Source organism: Streptomyces sp. NPDC102514 (assembly GCF_055584525.1).
Genome location: NZ_JBVJLW010000001.1, coordinates 1,034,492 through 1,052,174 on the forward strand (window position 1 = coordinate 1,034,492; position 17,683 = coordinate 1,052,174).

16 protein-coding genes and 1 pseudogene are annotated in these 17,683 nt (G+C 68.9%); 12 read left to right on the forward strand and 5 right to left on the reverse strand.

Annotated features, from left to right (window positions below; genetic code table 11):
• Nucleotides 1-274: 274 nt before the first annotated feature.
• On the reverse strand, nt 275-1,045 hold the full coding sequence (locus ACZ60E_RS04635) for an SDR family NAD(P)-dependent oxidoreductase (RefSeq protein ID WP_469438033.1): 771 nt from the start codon (nt 1,043-1,045) through the stop codon (nt 275-277).
• Nucleotides 1,042-2,580, reverse strand: a complete 1,539-nt coding sequence (locus ACZ60E_RS04640; protein ID WP_469438036.1) for an acyl-CoA synthetase — start codon at nt 2,578-2,580, stop codon at nt 1,042-1,044. The genes ACZ60E_RS04635 and ACZ60E_RS04640 overlap by 4 nt, the downstream gene beginning before the upstream one ends.
• A gap of 230 nt (nt 2,581-2,810) precedes the next feature.
• Here ACZ60E_RS04640 and ACZ60E_RS04645 point away from each other — a divergent pair.
• From ACZ60E_RS04645 to ACZ60E_RS04655, 3 genes and pseudogenes are all read left to right on the forward strand, one after another.
• Nucleotides 2,811-3,512 (forward strand): annotated as a pseudogene (locus ACZ60E_RS04645) (enoyl-CoA hydratase/isomerase family protein); the annotation flags it as partial.
• Between the two features lie 134 nt (nt 3,513-3,646).
• The gene (locus ACZ60E_RS04650) at nt 3,647-4,705 is read left to right on the forward strand and encodes an alcohol dehydrogenase catalytic domain-containing protein (protein ID WP_469438038.1); all 1,059 of its coding nucleotides are present in this window, start codon (nt 3,647-3,649) and stop codon (nt 4,703-4,705) included.
• Between the two features lies 1 nt (nt 4,706).
• Nucleotides 4,707-5,861 (forward strand): acyl-CoA dehydrogenase family protein, encoded by a 1,155-nt coding sequence (locus tag ACZ60E_RS04655; protein ID WP_469438040.1) that lies wholly within the window; start codon nt 4,707-4,709, stop codon nt 5,859-5,861.
• A 46-nt stretch (nt 5,862-5,907) separates the two neighbouring features.
• Here the strand turns inward: ACZ60E_RS04655 and ACZ60E_RS04660 are convergent, their stop codons facing one another.
• Nucleotides 5,908-6,615, reverse strand: a complete 708-nt coding sequence (locus ACZ60E_RS04660; protein ID WP_469438043.1) for a TetR/AcrR family transcriptional regulator — start codon at nt 6,613-6,615, stop codon at nt 5,908-5,910.
• A 165-nt stretch (nt 6,616-6,780) separates the two neighbouring features.
• Here ACZ60E_RS04660 and ACZ60E_RS04665 point away from each other — a divergent pair, with 165 nt between their 5' ends.
• The gene (locus tag ACZ60E_RS04665; protein ID WP_469438045.1) at nt 6,781-8,706 is read left to right on the forward strand and encodes an alpha-ketoacid dehydrogenase subunit alpha/beta; all 1,926 of its coding nucleotides are present in this window, start codon (nt 6,781-6,783) and stop codon (nt 8,704-8,706) included.
• Nucleotides 8,707-8,796: 90 nt separating this feature from the next.
• Nucleotides 8,797-9,495, forward strand: a complete 699-nt coding sequence (locus tag ACZ60E_RS04670; protein WP_469438047.1) for a TetR/AcrR family transcriptional regulator — start codon at nt 8,797-8,799, stop codon at nt 9,493-9,495.
• A gap of 94 nt (nt 9,496-9,589) precedes the next feature.
• Here ACZ60E_RS04670 and ACZ60E_RS04675 read toward each other — a convergent pair whose 3' ends face one another.
• Entirely contained in the window at nt 9,590-10,636 is a 1,047-nt protein-coding gene (locus ACZ60E_RS04675) for a cyclase family protein (RefSeq protein WP_469438049.1), read from the reverse strand.
• 192 nt (nt 10,637-10,828) lie between these two features.
• On the opposite strand from ACZ60E_RS04675, the gene ACZ60E_RS04680 reads away from it, so the two are divergent.
• Together ACZ60E_RS04680 and ACZ60E_RS04685 are read left to right on the forward strand one after the other, a co-directional pair.
• A complete protein-coding gene (locus tag ACZ60E_RS04680; protein ID WP_469438051.1) occupies nt 10,829-11,227 on the forward strand; it encodes a nuclear transport factor 2 family protein in 399 nt (132 codons plus the stop codon).
• Nucleotides 11,228-11,294: 67 nt separating this feature from the next.
• Nucleotides 11,295-11,693: a nuclear transport factor 2 family protein gene (locus tag ACZ60E_RS04685; protein WP_453790576.1), complete on the forward strand. Its 399-nt coding sequence runs from the start codon at nt 11,295-11,297 to the stop codon at nt 11,691-11,693.
• Nucleotides 11,694-11,775: 82 nt separating this feature from the next.
• On the opposite strand, the gene ACZ60E_RS04690 is transcribed toward ACZ60E_RS04685, so the two are convergent.
• Nucleotides 11,776-13,434, reverse strand: a complete 1,659-nt coding sequence (locus ACZ60E_RS04690; RefSeq protein WP_469438053.1) for a flavin-containing monooxygenase — start codon at nt 13,432-13,434, stop codon at nt 11,776-11,778.
• Nucleotides 13,435-13,723: 289 nt separating this feature from the next.
• Between ACZ60E_RS04690 and ACZ60E_RS04695 the strand changes: the two genes are divergently transcribed.
• The 5 genes from ACZ60E_RS04695 (at nt 13,724) to ACZ60E_RS04715 (ending at nt 17,625) form a co-directional block, all read left to right on the forward strand.
• Nucleotides 13,724-14,116, forward strand: coding sequence for a carboxymuconolactone decarboxylase family protein (locus ACZ60E_RS04695; RefSeq protein ID WP_384798138.1), 393 nt, complete (start codon nt 13,724-13,726; stop codon nt 14,114-14,116).
• A 131-nt stretch (nt 14,117-14,247) separates the two neighbouring features.
• Nucleotides 14,248-14,988 (forward strand): SDR family NAD(P)-dependent oxidoreductase, encoded by a 741-nt coding sequence (locus tag ACZ60E_RS04700; protein WP_384798141.1) that lies wholly within the window; start codon nt 14,248-14,250, stop codon nt 14,986-14,988.
• Between the two features lie 145 nt (nt 14,989-15,133).
• On the forward strand, nt 15,134-16,321 hold the full coding sequence (locus tag ACZ60E_RS04705) for an NAD(P)/FAD-dependent oxidoreductase (protein ID WP_469438057.1): 1,188 nt from the start codon (nt 15,134-15,136) through the stop codon (nt 16,319-16,321).
• A gap of 35 nt (nt 16,322-16,356) precedes the next feature.
• Nucleotides 16,357-16,551 carry a ferredoxin gene (locus ACZ60E_RS04710; protein WP_384798146.1) on the forward strand — a complete coding sequence of 65 codons (195 nt, stop codon included), beginning with the start codon at nt 16,357-16,359 and terminating at the stop codon, nt 16,549-16,551.
• 132 nt (nt 16,552-16,683) lie between these two features.
• A complete protein-coding gene (locus ACZ60E_RS04715; RefSeq protein ID WP_469438059.1) occupies nt 16,684-17,625 on the forward strand; it encodes an SDR family NAD(P)-dependent oxidoreductase in 942 nt (313 codons plus the stop codon).
• Nucleotides 17,626-17,683 lie beyond the last annotated feature (58 nt).

The following is a 17,683-nucleotide window of genomic DNA, read 5'->3' on the forward strand; positions in this document are numbered from 1 at the left end:
CCGGTCCTCGCAGCTCGGGACAGGGCGTTGACGTGCTCGAAAGCGGAAGCCGCGCGGCGGTGACGCAGTCCTGACGCGGCTCGAAGAGTGCGGCTGCCGGTAAAGCAGACCCATCGGTCGGTACAATCAATGGATCGCTCAGGAAAAGTTGATCCCGCGAAAAGGGCCAAGGAATCGGCCCGGAAGTGGAACGACATGCCTGAGAGAGGGGCGGTCCGTGGACCGTCCCTCTCCGCTCCCTCCGTCCTCCTCCGCCTCGAAGCGGCTGAGTCGGCTACCGGGCCGTCCAGCCTCCGTCCACCGTGATCGTGGAGCCGGTCATGTAGCGGGAGGCGTCGGAGGCGAGGAAGACCGCCGCGCCGCCCAGTTCGTGTGTCTCCCCGACCCGGCCCAGGGGAGTGCTGCCCACTATGCGCTCACCCCAACTGCTGTCCAGCAGGCCCGAGCTGAGGTCGGTGCGGAAGTAGCCGGGTGCGAGCGTGTTCACCCGCACCCCGCGGTCGGCCCACTCGACGGCGAGTGACTTGGTGAGCGCTTCGACGCCGCCCTTGCTGGCCGCGTAGGCCGCGATGCGCTCGAAGCCGACGCTCGCGTGCACCGAGGAGACGTTCACGATCGAACCCGCCCGCTGGTCGAGCATCACCTTCCCGGCCTCGCGGCAGCAGTAGAAGGTGCCGGCCAGGTTGACGTCGAGGACCTGCTGCCAGGCCTCGTCCGACACCCTTTCGCTGCGGGTGAAGTGGGGGCTGACGCCCGCGCAGTTGACCACCGCGTCCAGCCGGCCCGCCCAGTCGGTGATGCGGCCGACAGTGTCCCTGACGGTGTCCGGGTCGGACACCGAACCGGGCACGACGAGTGTCTTGCCGCCGTGGCCGGAGACTTCGGCGGCCAGCTGCTCCAGGTCGTCGGCCGTGCGCGCGGTGACGGCCAGCGCCGCCCCGGCCCGGGACAGGGCCACGGCCATGGCACGGCCGAGCCCCTTTCCGGCGCCGGTCACCCAGACCGTCTTGCCGTCGAGGCGCAGGTCGCTCGTCATGTCGGTCATGCCTGCGGCTCCGTCGGAAGGTCGCGCAGGGTCCGCTTGAGGACTTTCCCTGACGGTGTACGGGGGAGTGCGTCGACCACGTCGATACGGGCGGGCACCTTGAACTTGGCCAGCCGTTCCTGGCAGAACCGGCGCAGCTCCTCGGACCCGGTCCGCATTCCCGGGCGGAAGACGACGAAGGCCCGTGGCACCTCGCCCCAGCGGGGGTGGGGGAGTCCGACCACGGCCGCCTCCAGGATGGCGGGATGGTCGTACAGGACCCGTTCGACCTCCGGGGTGGCGATGTTCTCGCCGCCAGAGACGATCATGTCCTTCTTTCGGTCGTCGATGTAGAGGAAGCCCTCCTCGTCGACATGGCCGATGTCCCCGGTGTGGAACCAGCCGTCCTTGACGGCCGCCGCCGTCGCCCTCTCGTCCCGCCAGTAGCCCGCGAAGACCTTCGGACCGCGCAGGGTGATCTCGCCCAGCTCGCCGGTCGGCGCCTGCCTCCCGCTGTCGTCGACGATCCTGATGCGGGTGTGCGGAACGGGCCGCCCGACCGAGCCGAGCTTGGACAGGCTGTGCGCGCGGTCGAGAAAGGTGTCGCCGGAGACGGTCTCGGTGAGCCCGTAGGCGTCGGCGAACCAGGCGTTGGGGAAGGCGGAGCCGATACGCCGCAGCACGGGCTCGGGGGTCTTCTCCCCGCCGCCCAGCACGAAGCGGACCGAGGTGGTGTCGTACGCCTCGCGGCCCGGCACCTCAAGGACGGCGTTGACCATCGCCGGGGCGAGCCACAGATTCGTCACGCGCTGCGCCTGGATCGCCTTCAGTACGCCCTCGGCGTCGAACTTGCGCTGCAGGACCACCTTTCCTCCCGCGTACAGCACGCCGAGCGCCGGCATGTCCAGGCCACCCACGTGATATAGCGGGCCGCACACCAGCGTGGTGTCCTGCGCGGTCAGCCCGAAGTGGACGATGTGGGCGAGGTTCTTCGCCTGGAGGTTGCCGTAGGTGATGCAGACGCCCTTGGGCCGTGACGTGGTGCCCGAGGTGTACATCAGCCGCTGGAGGTCGCCCGCCTCGACGTCCACCGTCTCCACCGCGGCGCCCACATGCCGGGAGAGCAGGTCGTCATAGCCCGTCCACCCCTCGGCTATGGTGCCGTCGCCCACCTGGATCCGGTGTTCCAGTCGGTCCAATACGCGCCCGAGCTGATCGACCGCCGGAACGAATTCCGGCTCGGTCACGATCACCTTCGCGTGCGCGTGGTCGAGGATGAACTGCCATTCGTCCTCCGACAAGCGGTAGTTCAACGGCAGGAGGACGGCGCCGATCCGGTTGACGGCGTACAGCAGCTCGATGAATTCCGGCCGGTTGTACAGCAGCAGCCCGACGATGTCTCCCCGGCGCACGCCCAGTTCGTACAGGCCGGCGGCCAGTTCATTGACCCTGGTGTGCAGATCTCGCACGGTCAGTCGCCGGTCGTCCTGTACGACGGCGACGGCGTCGGGGCGCTGGGCCAAGTGGTAGTCGAGGATGCTCGCGAAATTGTGCACGGCGACTCTCTTGTTCGTTGACCGGCATTGTCCCGACCGGTCGGTTGCCCGCTACAAACTTTTCGTGTACCCATTGGTCTATAAAACCTGCAGCGCACTCTACGACGCTCCGCAGCCACCGACAACCGTCATGAGGGGGAGGATCCCCCGGAAAGGGGAGCCGACCTGTGCCCCGCATCCGCATCGATGCCGATGGACCGGTGGTCGTACTTCGCCTGGTCAATCCGCCGATGAACGCCTTCGACTCCGCCCAGCGGCGGGAGCTGGCAGCCGCGGCGCGCGAGCTGGCGGACGCCCGCGACGTACGGGCCGTCGTGCTCTACGGCGGTGAACGGCTCTTCGCCGCCGGCGCGGACATCAACGCGCTGGCGGCGATGGGGCCGGAGGAGGTCCGCGGCTGGAACCGGGCACTGCAGCGGACCTTCGAGGACGTCGCCCGCCTGCCGATGCCGGTGGTGGCGGCGCTGACCGGCCATGCGCTGGGCGGCGGTCTGGAACTGGCGCTCTGTGCCGACTACCGGGTGGCGGCCGACAACGCGGTACTGGGCCAGCCGGAGGTCCGGCTCGGCATCATGCCCGGCTCCGGCGGAACCCAGCGGCTCACCCGCCTGCTCGGCCCCGCGAAGGCCAAGAACCTGCTGATGACCGGCCGCCAGGTGAAGGCTGCCGAGGCGCTGCGGATCGGGCTCGTGGACGAGGTCGTACCGGCCGATTCGGTCTACGCCACCGCCCTCGCCTATGCCCACCGTCTTGCGGAGGGACCGGCTGCCGCTCTGGAAGCCATCAAGGAAGCGGTCGACCAGGGAGCCGACGCCGGAATCGGCACCGGCCTCGCCCTGGAACGGGCCCTGTTCACAGGCGTCTTCGGCACGCGCGACGCGGCCACCGGACTCCGCTCGTTCCTCGACCACGGCCCGGGAAAGGCGAGCTTCGGCGGCCCAGTGCACGAAAAGAGCCCAGCGCACGAACAGGGCCCAGCGCATGAACAGGGTCCGGCGCACGAACAGGGCCCCGTACGCGAGGAGAACCCGGTGCACGACAGCGACGACGAGAAGGGTGGTTCGGCATGAAGGCGCTGCGCTGGCACGGCGCACGGGACCTGAGACTCGAAGAGGTGCCCGAGCCCTTGGAACCGCGGCCCCACGAGGCCGTCGTGGAGGTGTCCTGGTGCGGCGTGTGCGGCACGGACCTGCACGAGTTCCTTGAGGGCCCGCACATGATCCGTACCGCGCCGCACCCGCTCACCGGAGCGGAGCCGCCCCTGGCGCTGGGACACGAACTCAGCGGCACCGTAATGGCGTTGGGGACCGACACACCGGGCATCGCCGTCGGCGACCGGGTGGCAGTGGACCCGGTGTGGCGATGCGGCGTCTGCTACTGGTGTGCACGTGGCGAGTACCACATCTGCCCCAGAAGTGGATCGGTGGGACTGGCCTCGCCGGGAGGGTTCGCCGAGCGCGTCACCGTACCGCTGGCCGGACTGACCCGCCTGCCCGACAACGTCAGCGACGAAATGGCGGCCCTGGCCGAGCCGTTGGCCGTCGGCCTGCACGCGGTGGCCCGCGCAGGGATACGACCGGGCGACACCGTCCTCGTCGTCGGCGGCGGCCCGATCGGCTTCGCCGTGGTGCTCGCGGCCCGCCTCGCGGGAGCGGCCGGGCTCTATGTGAGCGAGCCGCTGAAGGAGCGCCGGGAGAAGCTGCTGGAGATCGGCGTCACCGAGGCCTTCGACCCCCGGGAGACCGACGTACGCCGTGAGGTGTTCCGGCGAACCGGACGCATCGGCCCGGACGCGGTGATCGACGCGACCGGCGTGGCGGCGCTCGCGGCCCAGGCGGTCGCCACCGTGCGGCGCGGCGGCCGGGTCGTCCTGGCCGGGGTCGGCCACGGCAGCGTCGAGATCGAGATGGGGCAGCTCGTCTTCTACGAGCGAACCCTGCTCGGCACCCTCGGCTACACCTTCGACATCCCGCGCGTCATCGATCTGATGAGCACCGGGCGCCTGGACGCCTCCCCCCTGCTGACCGGGCGGCGTTCGCTGGAGGACGGTGTCGGCGCCTTCGCGGACCTGGCCGCCGACCGGGCCTCCCACCTCAAGGTTCTGCTGACCCCGAAGGGACTGTGACATGGATTTCGACCTGCCCGAGGAGACGCGGGCACTGCAGGACATGGTCCGCGAGTTCGCGACACGTGAGATCGCCCCGCACGCGGCCGAGTGGTCCGAGAACGAGCAGTTCCCCACCCACATCTTCACCAAGCTCGGCGAACTGGGCCTGATGGGCATGCTGGTGCCCGAGGAGTACGGCGGCGCCGGATCCGACATGGTGTCCTACGTGGCGGTGATGGAGGAACTGGGCGCCGCCGACCAGTCGGTGGCCTCCTCCTGGAACGCCCACTCCACGATTGCCACCCTGCCCCTGCTCGCCTACGGCACCCAGGAGCAGAAGCACCGGTGGCTGGCACCCCTGGCACGCGGAGAAGCCATCGGCGCGTTCGGGCTCACCGAGCCCGGTGCCGGCTCCGACGCGGCGGGCATCACCACAACGGCCCACCGCACGGACGGCGGCTGGGTGATCAACGGCACCAAGATGTTCATCACCAACGCCGGCACGGACATCAGCCAGGGCGTGACCCTGCTCGCGCGGACCGGCCACGACGCCGAGGGCCGCAAGCAGTTCGCGACCTTCTACGTGCCGACGGACACACCCGGCTACACCGTCGGACGCAAGCTCAGGAAGCTCGGCTGGCACGCCATGGACACCCGGGAACTCGTCTTCACCGACTGCCTCATTCCCCAGGACCATCTGATCGGCGAAGAGGGCGGCGGACTGCGCCAGTTCCTGTCCGTGCTCGACAAGGGCCGTATCAGCGTCGCCGCACTGAGCATGTCACTGGCGAGGGCCGCACTCACCCTGGGCGTCCAGCACGCCAGGGAACGCGAGCAGTTCGGACGTCCGCTCTCCGCCTTCCAGGCCGTCGCCCACAAGATCGCGGACATCGGTACGGAGTTCGAGGCCGCGCGGTGGATGGTCTACCGCGCCGCATGGCTCGCCGACCAGGGCCGTCCGCACGCGACGGAGGCCGCGATGGCGAAGCTGTACGCCTCCGAGGTCGCCAACCGCGCTGCCTCCCAGGCACTGCAGATCCACGGCGGCTACGGCTACATGCGTGAATCCGAGATCTCCCGCTTCTACGCGGACGCAAAGATCCTGGAGATCGGCGAGGGCACCAACGAGATCCAGCGCAATGTCATCGCCAAGGCGCTGGTCAAGCGCGGGTGAGGGCCGGGCCGATGCACTGCCGGAGGCTGCCCCGCCGCGGAGCGGATCAGCCTCCCACGGTGACGGGCGCCCACTCGGCCTCGGGGTCGAGCGGGAGGTCCGGCCGCTCACGCTTGAACGTCTCGGCCCTCTCCTCGGCGGCGTCCAAAGCGCTGTCGGTCGCACCGAAACCGCGGAACAGGGTGTCGCAGTACTCGCGCGAGAGGAGGGCCGGACCCCATGGCCCATCGGTCCGCACCCATTGGTAGGTGTGATTGTGCAGGTTGAGGAACTGCAGGGTGGCGAGGCGGGTGTGGCTCGTCCGTACGGCGGTCTCGTCCGCGGCTTCCGCGAGCAGCCCCGAGACGAGCCCCTCGAACTCGGCGCGCTGGCCGAGGAGTCGGCCCAGTTCGTCCCCGCTGAGGTTGCGGTAGTCGTGCTCGTAGACCCAGATGTGGTCGAGCCGGTGGAAGATGATCGTCAGCAGCGACTCGGACAGCAGGCGCAGCCGCACCAACGGCGTCTCGTCGAGTTCCGTGATCTGCCGCGCCCGCTTGAGCAGCGGCACCATCACCCGCGACTGGATCTCGATCAGCAGGTTCTCCTTGGAGACGATGTAGTAGTACAGCGCCCCCTTGGCAAGCCCGACCTCCCGGCCCAGATCGTTGACGGACGTCGCCGCATAGCCCTGGCGGGCGAACAGCTCGGCAGCCGTGTCGATGATCTTCTGGCGCCTGACCTCGAAGCCGGGACCGTGCCCCGGCGGCCTTGCCATCCGATTCTCTCCCTTGAGTGATCAGTACATTAAAAAAGGCAGCACAGGCCGTGCCTCAGATGCATTGCCTGCGTGAGTGTAGCGAGGACTGACATGACCTTGGCACCGCAGATAATCGGCGAGCAATCCACCCACTCGGAACAACTTCTCGAAATGTACCGTCGCATGCGCCGAATCCGCCGCTTCGAGCAGCGGGCGTCGGAACTGTACAAGGCGACCGAGATTCCGGGCTTCCTTCATCTGTCGATCGGTCAGGAGGCCAGCGCGGTCGGCGCGTGCTGGCCCCTGCGCGAGAGCGACGGCATCACCTCCACCCACCGCGGCCACGGCCACGTCCTGGCCAAGGGCCTCGACACGGCCTCGATGATGGCCGAACTCATGGGCAAGGACGCCGGAACCTGTCACGGCCGCGGCGGCTCCATGCACATCGCCGATCCGGGTCTGGGCATCTACGGCGCCAACGGCATCGTGGGCGCGGGCCTGCCCATCGCGGCAGGAGTGGCCACCGCCGCCAAACTGCGGGCCGCAGGCGATGTGGTGGTGGCGTTCTTCGGCGACGGCGCGGTGGCCCAGGGGATGTTCCACGAGGCGGTCAACCTGGCCGCCGTATGGGACCTGCCCGTCGTCTTCCTCTGCGAGAACAACCACTACTCCGAGTTCTCGCCCGCCTCGGAGCAGCACCGCGCGCCGCTCTCGGCCCGCGCCGCCGGATACGGCATCGGATACGCCCACGTCGACGGCAACGACGTCCTGGCCGTGGCCGGGATGATGAACGACGTGGTGGAGCGCATACGGCAGGGCGGCGGCCCGGTCCTCGTGGAGGCGGAGACCTACCGCTGGCACGGGCACTACGAGGGCGACCCCGAGCGCTACCGCAGCCCGGAGGAGGTCGCCGCCGCCAAGGAACGCGACCCCCTGCTGGTGGCCCGGCGGCGCCTCGCCGACGCGGGAGTCGAGGAGCCGCTCGTCGACGCGGTCGACGAGGAGATCGACAAGGAGATCGAGTCGGCCGTGGAATGGGCGAGGAGCCTGCCCGAACCCGACCCCGGGACCCTCCACGACTTCGTGTCCGCCCCGCGCCCGGCCGTGCCGGAACCGGCACCCCTGCCCCCCGACGCGGAGGTCTTCCGCTCGATGGACGCCGTACGTCTCGCCCTGGAGCACGAACTGACCGCGGATCCGGCGGTGTTCATCGCCGGCATCGACGTCGGCGCGGGCGGCAACGTCTTCGGCCTCACCCGGGGACTCGCGCAGACCTTCCCCGGACGGGTCCGCGACACCCCGATCAGCGAGAGCGCGATCCTCGGTGCGGCGGTGGGGGCGGCGATGGCGGGCATGAAGCCCGTCGTGGAGATCATGTACATGGACTTCATCGGCGTCTGCCTCGACATGCTGCTCAACCAGGCCGCCAAACTCCGCTTCATGACCGGCGGACGCGCCTCCATGCCGCTGGTCGTGCGCACCCAGTTCGGCGCCGGCCGCTCCTCCGGCAGCCAGCACTCGCAGAGCCTGGAGGCCCTCCTCGCGCACATCCCAGGGCTGACCGTGGTCATGCCGTCCAACCCGGCCGACACGTACGGTCTCCTGCGGGCTGCCATCCAGGACCCGAACCCGGTCGTCTTCGTCGAGAACCGTCTCCAGTACGGACTCAAGGGCCCCCGCCCCGCGGCCGACCACCTGATCCCGCTCGGCAAAGCCAAAATCGCCCGCGAGGGGACCGACGTCACCCTCGTCTCCTGGTCCCGCATGGTGCAGGACTGCCTCGCCGCCGCCGAACAGCTCGCCGCCGAAGGCATCGACGTCGAGGTGATCGACCTGCGCACGATCGCCCCGCTGGACCGCGAGACCGTCCTCGCCTCCCTCGCCAAGACCAACCGCCTGGTCATCGCCCACGAGGCGGTACGGGACTTCGGCGTCGGCGCCGAACTGGCCGCCCTCGCCGTCGACGAGGGGTTCTGGCACCTGGACGCCCCCGTCACACGGGTGGCCCCGCCCCCGGTTCCGGCCCCGTACGCGCCCTCCCTGGAACGCGTCTGGCTGCCCTCACGCGACACGATCGCGGACACCGTCCGTCGTATCGCCGCCGTCTGAGCCGAAACGCCGCGACAGCGCGCCGGGCGACCGCCCGGCGCGTGATGCCGCTGGTGGCGGCCGTGGTCCCAGGCCGTAACATGCTGACCCATGCCTAGACCACCGGGACATGGGCCGGGTTACGAGATCCGCCGCCAGGAGATCATCGACCGGGCGGCCGCCCTGTTCGCCAAGAAGGGGTACGCGGCCACCGGCATCGCAGAGGTGGGCGAGGCCGCCGGGCTGGCCAGAGGCGCGCTCTACTACTACATCGGCTCGAAGGAACAGCTCCTCGTCGAGATTCAGGACCGCGTGATGGGTCCGATGCTGGCCAGCGCGCACCGCATCGCCTCCCTGGAGGAGGGCGCGCTCATCCGGCTCAGGATGCTGTCGCAGACGCTGCTGGAGAACATTCTGGCCCGGCTGGACCATGTCTGGGTGTACGAGCACGACTACCGCAATCTGCACGGCGTCAACCGGACGCGTCTGATGACGCAGCGCCGCGAGTTCGAGGACCTGGTCCAGCAGTTGCTCGTCGCGGCGATGGACGAAGGGGCCTTCCGGCAACTTGATCCGCGACTGGCCACCCTGCAGTTCCTGAACCTGCACAACCACACGTACCAGTGGATCAAGCCCGACGGTGAGTGGGACGCCGAGTACCTCTCCCGCGAGTACTGCGCCACCCTCTTCCTGGGCTTCGCGAAGCCGGGCCACCGGTTCGACGACCTCGAAGACCGCATGCGTGAGTTTCTTGCGGTCAGGAGGAACGCCAGTCCGGAACCGCTGCGGCCGGCCTCTCGGGAGAGCTGACACGCCGACACGCGTAGACGTCCACACGCCGATGCCCCGGAACCCGGGTTCCGGGGCATCGGCGTGTGTGCGGGGACAGTCCGCCCGTGGTGCGTCAGACCGTCGCCACCGGCGTCAGGGGGCTGCCCTGCGTTCCGGGGAGGTTCAGCGGGGGAGCGGTCAGCAGGAAGCGGCTGCGGTGGTGCTCACGCAGCCAGGCGGCGAGTTCCTTGAGGTACCACAGTTCGCCCAGGGGGACGCCCAGCTTGAACAGGCACAGGTGATGGATGGGGAGCAGGGTGTGCGGCCCCTGCGCCTGGGTGACGCCCACGCCCTCGACGGCGTAGTTGTCCGCGATCAGCGCCGAGATCTGTGAATCCGCGATCCACCGCAGCAGTTCGGGGTCGTCCGCGTCCAGATAGGGCGCGGTCTGGTGGATCGCGACCGGGTCGGGATTCTTCCCCCAGGCGAGGATCTGCGTGGCGAACCCGGTGTGCAGCAGGAGCATGTCCCCGGGCTCCACGACGACGTTGTCCGCCGTCATGATCTCCTGCAACTGCTTGAAGGAGACCGGCTGGTACCCGGTGCCCAGGTGGTGCGCGATGTCGATCAGCACGCCCCGGCCCTGCACCCCGTGCTCGGCCATGTGCTCAAGCCCGAGACGGCGGGCGAAGGCCTTGCTGCCGCTGCCGTCGCCCTTGGCGTCCTCCTCGGGGCCGACCAGGTCGGTGCCGGGCCGGTAGCCGTTGTAGTAGACCGGCTCCGCGACGCCGTCGCCGTCCGCGTCGAACTCGGCCCCCTGATGGGCCAGGGAGTCCCACTGGGTCGAGTACTGCAGCCACAGGGTGACCACGTCGTCGGACCACACGTCGATCAGGTCCGGGCTGATCTGCTCGCTGGCCACGACGTTGTAGAAGACGTCCTGCTTGTGCTGCAGGTCCTCGGTGGGCCTGAGGATCGGCGGGTAGCGGCGCTGGTTCATCGCCGAGCCGCCGGGATAGTCGAGAGGCAGGCTCAGGCTGAAGGCGATGCCGTGCTCGACCTCGCGCACACCCTCCAGCACCTTCTCCGGCGTGAGGAGGTTGATCCGCCCCAGCTCGTCGTCGTCACCCCAGTCGCCCCACGTCGAACCGGGCGGCCGCTGCTTCCAACGCTTCGTCACGATAAAACGCCTCCTCTGCCGACGTCCCTGTCGACTGTCTTCGCCATGCTAAGGACTATGTACCGGTCGGTCAATGAATCCCTGAATATGGCACGGTGATGCCGGTCGGCTTTCCCGCCGGAGCAATAGACTGAGTGGTCGAAATACGGTAGACCTGGGCCTGCAGCTATCTGTCAGCACTTGGAGCCGTCCATGAGTGAAACCCCTTACGCCGAGGTCGTCGCAGGCGTACGAGCGACCATCGGCGCACACACCCAGGCACAGGACGCCGGGCGTACCGACGAAATCGCCGGACTGTACGCACCCGACGCGGTCCTGGAGGTCCCGGGCATCGAACCCGTCCGGGGCAGGGACGCGATCCGTCAGGCCTTCAAGGGCTGGGAGCCGACGAAGCCCCAGCTCCATCTGGTGAGCAACACCGTGGTCACCGTCTCCGCGGAACAGGAGGCGACGGCGACGAGCGATGTCGTGTTCCTGCAGCGCGGAGAGGCGGCCTGGACCGTGCAGATCGCCGGCCGGTACGTGGACACGCTGCGCCAGATGGACGGGGTGTGGCTGTTCCACCGCCGGTCCACCACCTACCAGGCCTGATCCCCCACCCGCCGGGCCCGGTCCACTCGACCGACGGGCCCGGCCCCTCACTTTTCGGGAGTCCGAGATGACCACAGCAACCGAGGCCTCGACCACCGCCCATGTGCAGAGCGCCATCGGCGCCTACGCGCAGGCGCTGGACGCCGACCGGGTCGACGACCTCGTCGAGCTGTTCTGGCCCGACGGCGTCGCCGAGATCACCGGTGTCGGAACCTTCGAGGGGCACGAGGCGATACGCGCCGGATACGCCGGCTTCTCGCCCACCCAGCCGCAGTTGCACCTCGTCGCCAACACCGTCGTCACGTCGGTCACCGGAGACGAGGCGTCGGCCGTCAGCAACCTGGCCTTCTTCCAGCGCGATGAATCCGGCTGGGCGGTCCGGCTGGTCGGCCGCTACGACGACGTGCTCCGCCGCCGTGACGGCGAGTGGCGTTTCCAGCGCAGGGTGACCACGTTCCTGCCGTGACCAACTCCCTTACGGAGAAGGGCACGCCCCCCTCGACGACGGTCGGCCGACTCGCATCGGCCGACCGTCGTTTCGTACGCGCTCAAGCACCGGGAGGCTGGTCCGACCTCGACAGGTCGAAGGTGTTGAAGTCGTTCCCCTCGACCTCGCGGATCAGCTCCTGGAGCTTCCACCGCCCGGTGGGGTTCAGCAGTTGGCTGACCGCCTTGCCGGGGATGTTGGAGCCGTAGAAATAGCTGGCCTTCTGGAAGATGGACAGGTTGTCGCTGCTGTTCATGAGGTCCGTCCACTCCTTCTCCGCGGACGCCTTCACCTCGATCACGTCATGTCCGTGGTCCCGTGCGTGCATCAGGACGTCGTGCGTGAACTCCACCTGGTCGCCGGCGTACCGGGGGTTGTTGCCGAGAGCGCCGTGCGGGCCGCCGGGGAAGAAGAAGTTGGGGAAACCGGCGGTGGCGACACCGAGATAGGTGCGCGGACCGTCCGCCCAGTACTCCTCCAGCGGCAGACCCTGCCGCCCGCGTACCCCCAGCCGGTTGAGCGCGCCGGTGCCGAAGTCGTAACCGGTGCCCCAGATGACGATGTCGAACTCGCGCAGCCCCCGCGAGGTCTCGACGCCGGTCTCGGTGAACCGGATGATGGGCTCTTCGGGGAGGGAGACGAGCGAGACGGCCGGCTTGTTGTACGCCTCGTAGTAGCCGGTGCCGAACGGAGGGCGCCGGGCGCCGTAGCCACCGTCCTCGGGGATCAGCTTCTTCGCGGTCTCCGGGTCCTCGACGATGCCGCGGATCTTCCCGGCCATGAAGGCGCACCACTCGGAGTTGATCTCCGGGTTGTACGTCATGTCCCGGTAGTGCTCGGTCAGTTTGGTGAAGCCGGGGCTGTTCCACATCTTCTCGTAGAACGCCTGGCGTTCCTCGGGGCCGACGTCCGCTCCGCTGGCCGGGTTGATGGCGTGCAGGAATCCGCTGGGCGAGCTGGTCAGGGTGGCGCGGATCTGTTCGAAGTCGGCCTTGAGCCGTGCCTGCTCGTCGGGGGTGATGGGCCGGTTGTTGAGCGGTGTGACCCAGTCCGCCTTCATCTGGTAGACGGTCAGGGAGGCGACGTCGTCGGCGATGGCCGGTACGACCTGGACACCGCTGGAGCCGGTTCCGATGAGGGCCACGCGCTTGCCCGTGAAGTCGATGGGCTGCTTGGGCCAGCGGCTGGTGTGGTGCTGTTCGCCGCGGAAGACCTCGCGGCCCTCGATGGCGGGAATGAAGGGAACGGACAGGTTCCCGGTGGCCGCGACGAGGAAGTGTGTCCTGAGTGTCGTGCCGTTCTCGGCCGTCACGGTCCAGGTGCCGGTCGGCTCGTCGTAGACGGCCGAGTCCGCCTTCGCGTTGAAGACGATGTCCTTCCGCAGGTCGAAGCGGTCGACCACGTAGTTGAAGTAGCGCTCGATCTCCGGCTGCCCCGCGTACTGCTCCGACCACTCCCACTCCTCCCACAGCTCCTTGGAGAAGAGGTAGCCGTAGCTGTAGCTCTCGGAGTCGAAGCGGGCCTCGGGGTAGCGGTTCCAGTACCAGACACCACCGACGCCGCTGCCGGCCTCCAGCACCTTGGCGGTGAGACCGGCCTCCCGCGCCAGATGCAGCTGAAGGATGCCTGTGACACCTGAACCGATCACCACGACATCCAGGACCTCGTCCGCGTCACCCCGGCTCTCGGGTGCTGAGGATGTCGTCTTCGTGTTGGTCATCTGCCCTCCACTGTGAACAGGGGGCTGCTCCGCCCGCGTGAGCCCGAGTTTGTTATTTCGACCGATCGATCGAATCTTCAGGGCGAGAGTAGAGCAGGCCCTTGGATCGATCAATGCTCGTGCCACGGAGAGGCGGTTTCGAGGGCGGAGCGCGGCCCGTGTGGTGTCCGGTGCGGCCCGTCCCACAAGGGGTGGCGGGTATCCGCTGTCCTGGCCGTTGATTATACCGACCGATTGGTCTAACTTTCCATCGGGGGAGACACAGAGCCGTGCGAACCAGGAGTCACACATGACGGCCAAGGACGCCGAAGAGCCGGCCGCGCTGCGCAGCGCCGGGTGGAAAGCCATGCGGGACGCGCTGCCGGGGGTGTTCCCCGAAGGGGACATCGACCTGCGGGACGGACGTCTCGGTGAAGAACTCGTCGACATCGGCCTGACCAGCGTCTGGGGCTCCCTGTGGGCCCGGGAGGGTCTTGCGCCGAGGGACCGCAGTCTGGTCACGCTCGGCATCCTCATCGCGCTGGGCGCCGAGAGTGAGCTCAGGACCCACTTCAGAATCGGCGTGACCAACGGCCTGACCAGGGACGAGATCGCCGAAGTCATCTACCACGCCGCGGGCTACGCCGGTTTCCCGGCGGCGACGGCGGCACGTAACGCCGCCCGAGAGGCGCTTCCCGACTGACGCGGCACCCGACGCTCCACCGGGCGTCGGGTCCGCCGCTCAGGGATGAACGCCCGGGGACGAACCATCTGCCACGTGAGCGGGACCGTCGGAGGTCCGGCCGCGGGGCGCCACGCACATGAGGAGCACGCATGTCATTGCAGGGAAAGGTCGCCGTCGTCACGGGCGGGGCCCGCGGCATCGGGGAAGCGGTCGCGAAAGTCCTGGCCGCCAGGGGTGCGGCCGTCGCGGTATGGGACCTGAATGACGAAGGGGCCGAGAAGACCGCCGCCGCCATCCAGGAAGCGGGCGGCACCGCGATCGCGATCGGGGGAGACGCCGCCGACGCCGGCGCGGTCGCCGAGGCCGCCGCGCGCACCCGCGAGGAACTGGGGCCCGTCACCGTCCTGGTCAACAACGCGGGGGTGACTGCCTATCAGCCCTTCACCGACATCACCGAAGCCGCCTGGGACCGCATGGTCGGCATCAACCTCAAGGGGCCGTTCCTGGTGACCCGGGAACTGGTGCCCGACATGCTCGACGCGGGCTGGGGCCGGATCGTCAACATCTCGTCCTCGTCCGCGCAGACCGGGGCACCGGCCATGGCGCACTACGCGGCATCCAAAGGCGGGGTCATCGGCCTGACCAGGGCACTCGCGATCGAGTACGCCAGTACGGGCATCACGGTCAACCACGTGCCGCCCGGCTTCATCGACACCCCGCTGGTGCGTCAGGGGCCCGTCGACGTCGAAGCAGTTGCGGAGACCATGCCGATGAAGCGCGCCGGCCGCCCCGAGGACGTGGCCTACGCCGTGGCCTACCTGGCGTCGGAGGAGGCCGGTTACGTCACCGGACAGACCCTGAGCACCAACGGCGGCAGGTACCTCACGTAAGGGGTCCCGACTGTTCGCAACAACTGAAGCGACCGGATCGAACTGCATCGGAGACAGCTATGAGGGTGGAGCACGGCGGCCGGGGTGACCGCCAGGGTGACGGTCACCGGCCGTCCACCGGCCCGGCGACCGCACGGGGGAGCGCATGACCGGCCCCGGACGCATCCTGGTGGTCGGAGCCTCGGCGGCCGGCCTCACCACGGTGGAAGCGCTGCGGCGCAAGGGATACACCGGAGCCATCGACGTGCTCGGCGACGAGGTGCACGCGCCGTACGACCGGCCCCCCTTGTCGAAACAGGTCCTCGCCGGAGCCTGGGAACCGCAGCGCGCGGCACTGCGCACCGCCGAGGTCATCGCGAACCTCGACGCCGATTTCGTGCTGGGGGACGCCGCGACCACCCTCGACGTGGCCGCGCGGACCGTGCGTACGACCTCCGGACGCGAACTGTCCGCGGACGTCGTCGTGCTCGCGACCGGGGTCCGGGCGCGCGCCCTTCCCGGCCAGGAAGGCATCGCCGGTGTGTACACGCTGCGCGGACTCGACGACGCCGTGGCACTGAAGGCTGACCTGCGGCCCGGATCCCGGCTCGTCGTGGTCGGCGAGGGTGTACTCGGCTCGGAGATCGCGGCAACCGCGCGCACGTTGGGGCTGGACGTCACCCTCGTGGGTCCCTTGGCCGCGCCGATGGCCCTGCAAGTGGGCCCCATGGTGTCCGAGTTGCTGGCCGGCCTCCATCACGAGCACGGTGTGCGCCTGCGTCTGGGCTCAGGGGTCGCGGGCCTGCTCAGCGAGGACGGCCGGGTCACCGGTGTGCGACTGAGCAGCGGCGAGGTCCTTCCGTCCGATGTCGTGGTCGTCGCCATCGGAGCGACTCCGGCGACACAGTGGCTCGACGACAGCGGCCTGACGCTGGACAACGGCATCGTCTGCGATGCGAGGTGCCGCGCGGCGGACGGCATCTACGCGGTCGGTGACGTGGCCCGGTTCCACCACGAGAGCTACAACCGGCTGATGCGGCTGGAGAACCGCACGAACGCCACCGAACAGGCCGCGGCCGTCGCCGCCGTGATCCTCGGCGAGGACCGGGCGTACGCCCCGGTGCCCTACTTCTGGACCGACCAGTTCGAAGCGAAGCTGCAGGTCCACGGCCTGCTCCCGGCGGACGCCGAGGCGGAGGTCGTCGAAGGCGATGTGACGGGCCGCCGTTTCGTCGTCCGTTACACCAGCGGCGGAGCCGTGACCGGAGTACTGGGCTGGAACATGCCCAAGCAGACACGCATGCGCCGCCAAGAGGTCGTCGACAGCATCACCGCATCCGTTTCCGTCCCCTGAATCCAATGGTTCCCCGAGTCGCCCGGAGAGGTGTCATGAAGGTACTCATCGACGAGGAGAAGTGCTGCGCGGCCGGACAGTGCGTGGCCGCGTCCCCCGAGGTCTTCGATCAGCGAGAGGAGGACGGCATCGTCATCCTGCTCGACGGGAATCCCTCTGCCGACCTCGCGGACGACGTCCGCAACGCGGCGGCCGTATGCCCCGCGCTCGCCATTCACATCGAGGAGTGACACGGGCCCGGCCGGGCGGGCAGGGACACCGCATTCATCGTTCGTCAGAACGTTCTTCAGTTCGGCGGCGCGGCACACAGGACTTGTCGTCCGGGGCGGCGCCGCACTACAGCAGCACAACAGGAGTCACCCATGAGCGAGTTGAACTTCGAAGGACGCGTGGTCGTGGTCACCGGCGCGGGGCGCGGCATCGGTCGCGCCTATGCCGGACTGCTGGCCGAGCGAGGAGCGAAAGTCGTCGTCAACGATCTCGGCGGAGCGATGGACGGCGACGGCACGGACGCCGCCCCCGCACAGAAGGTCGCCGAGGCCATCGTGGCGGCGGGCGGCCAGGCCGTCGCCGACACCAACGACGTCTCCACGGAGGCGGGCGGCAAGGCCATCATCGACACCGCGTTGAACGCTTTCGGACGCATCGACGTCGTCATCAACAACGCCGGCATCATCAGATGGGCCGGGCTGCCGGAGGTCGACGCCGACAACCTCGAACGCCACCTCGACGTCCACCTCATCGGTTCCTTCAACACGATGAAGGCCGCCTGGCCGCACTTCGTCGAACAGGGCTACGGCCGTGTCGTGCTGACGTCGTCGGCCGGTCTCTTCGGCCTCGACAACAACCTCTCGTACGCGGCTGCCAAGGGCGGAGTCATCGGACTGGCCCGCAGCGCGCGGCTGGCCGGCGAACCTCACGGGATCAAAGTGAACGTGATCGCCCCGGCGGCCCTGACCAGGATGGGCGGTATCGAGGACGAGGCCGCGGCGGAGGCGGCGGCTCAGCAGGCCGGGATGCCGTCGCAGGCCGTGGCGCCCCTGGTCGCGTACCTCGCGCACGAGGAATGCCCGGTCAACGGGGAGATCTACGCTGCCGGAGCGGGCCGGTTCGCACGCTTCTTCATCGCCTCCACGCCGGGTTACGTGCATGACGGCGGACTTGCCACGGTCGAGGATGTCGTCAAGAACTGGGACGCGATCAACGACGAGGACGGCTACTACGTTCCCTCGGACCTCATGGCGTGGACGGGGGCTTTTCTCGGGCACCAGTTCAAGGAGAAGCCGGGAGCTGCCAGTTCCTGAGCTGCGAAGGGTTTGAGCTGAGTTGGGCCTGAGCTGCGTAGGGGGTCGTGCGTAGGGG

Bases quoted from the DNA above. Each gene is read 5' to 3' on its own strand.
- ACZ60E_RS04635 (WP_469438033.1), bottom strand. From the start codon at position 1,045: ATGACCGACATGACGAGCGACCTGCGCCTCGACGGCAAGACGGTCTGG.
- ACZ60E_RS04650 (WP_469438038.1), top strand. From the start codon at position 3,647: ATGAAGGCGCTGCGCTGGCACGGCGCACGGGACCTGAGACTCGAAGAG.
- ACZ60E_RS04655 (WP_469438040.1), top strand. From the start codon at position 4,707: ATGGATTTCGACCTGCCCGAGGAGACGCGGGCACTGCAGGACATGGTC.
- ACZ60E_RS04660 (WP_469438043.1), bottom strand. From the start codon at position 6,615: ATGGCAAGGCCGCCGGGGCACGGTCCCGGCTTCGAGGTCAGGCGCCAG.
- ACZ60E_RS04665 (WP_469438045.1), top strand. From the start codon at position 6,781: ATGCGCCGAATCCGCCGCTTCGAGCAGCGGGCGTCGGAACTGTACAAG.
- ACZ60E_RS04670 (WP_469438047.1), top strand. From the start codon at position 8,797: ATGCCTAGACCACCGGGACATGGGCCGGGTTACGAGATCCGCCGCCAG.
- ACZ60E_RS04680 (WP_469438051.1), top strand. From the start codon at position 10,829: ATGAGTGAAACCCCTTACGCCGAGGTCGTCGCAGGCGTACGAGCGACC.
- ACZ60E_RS04685 (WP_453790576.1), top strand. From the start codon at position 11,295: ATGACCACAGCAACCGAGGCCTCGACCACCGCCCATGTGCAGAGCGCC.
- ACZ60E_RS04690 (WP_469438053.1), bottom strand. From the start codon at position 13,434: ATGACCAACACGAAGACGACATCCTCAGCACCCGAGAGCCGGGGTGAC.
- ACZ60E_RS04695 (WP_384798138.1), top strand. From the start codon at position 13,724: ATGACGGCCAAGGACGCCGAAGAGCCGGCCGCGCTGCGCAGCGCCGGG.
- ACZ60E_RS04700 (WP_384798141.1), top strand. From the start codon at position 14,248: ATGTCATTGCAGGGAAAGGTCGCCGTCGTCACGGGCGGGGCCCGCGGC.
- ACZ60E_RS04705 (WP_469438057.1), top strand. From the start codon at position 15,134: ATGACCGGCCCCGGACGCATCCTGGTGGTCGGAGCCTCGGCGGCCGGC.
- ACZ60E_RS04710 (WP_384798146.1), top strand. From the start codon at position 16,357: ATGAAGGTACTCATCGACGAGGAGAAGTGCTGCGCGGCCGGACAGTGC.
- ACZ60E_RS04715 (WP_469438059.1), top strand. From the start codon at position 16,684: ATGAGCGAGTTGAACTTCGAAGGACGCGTGGTCGTGGTCACCGGCGCG.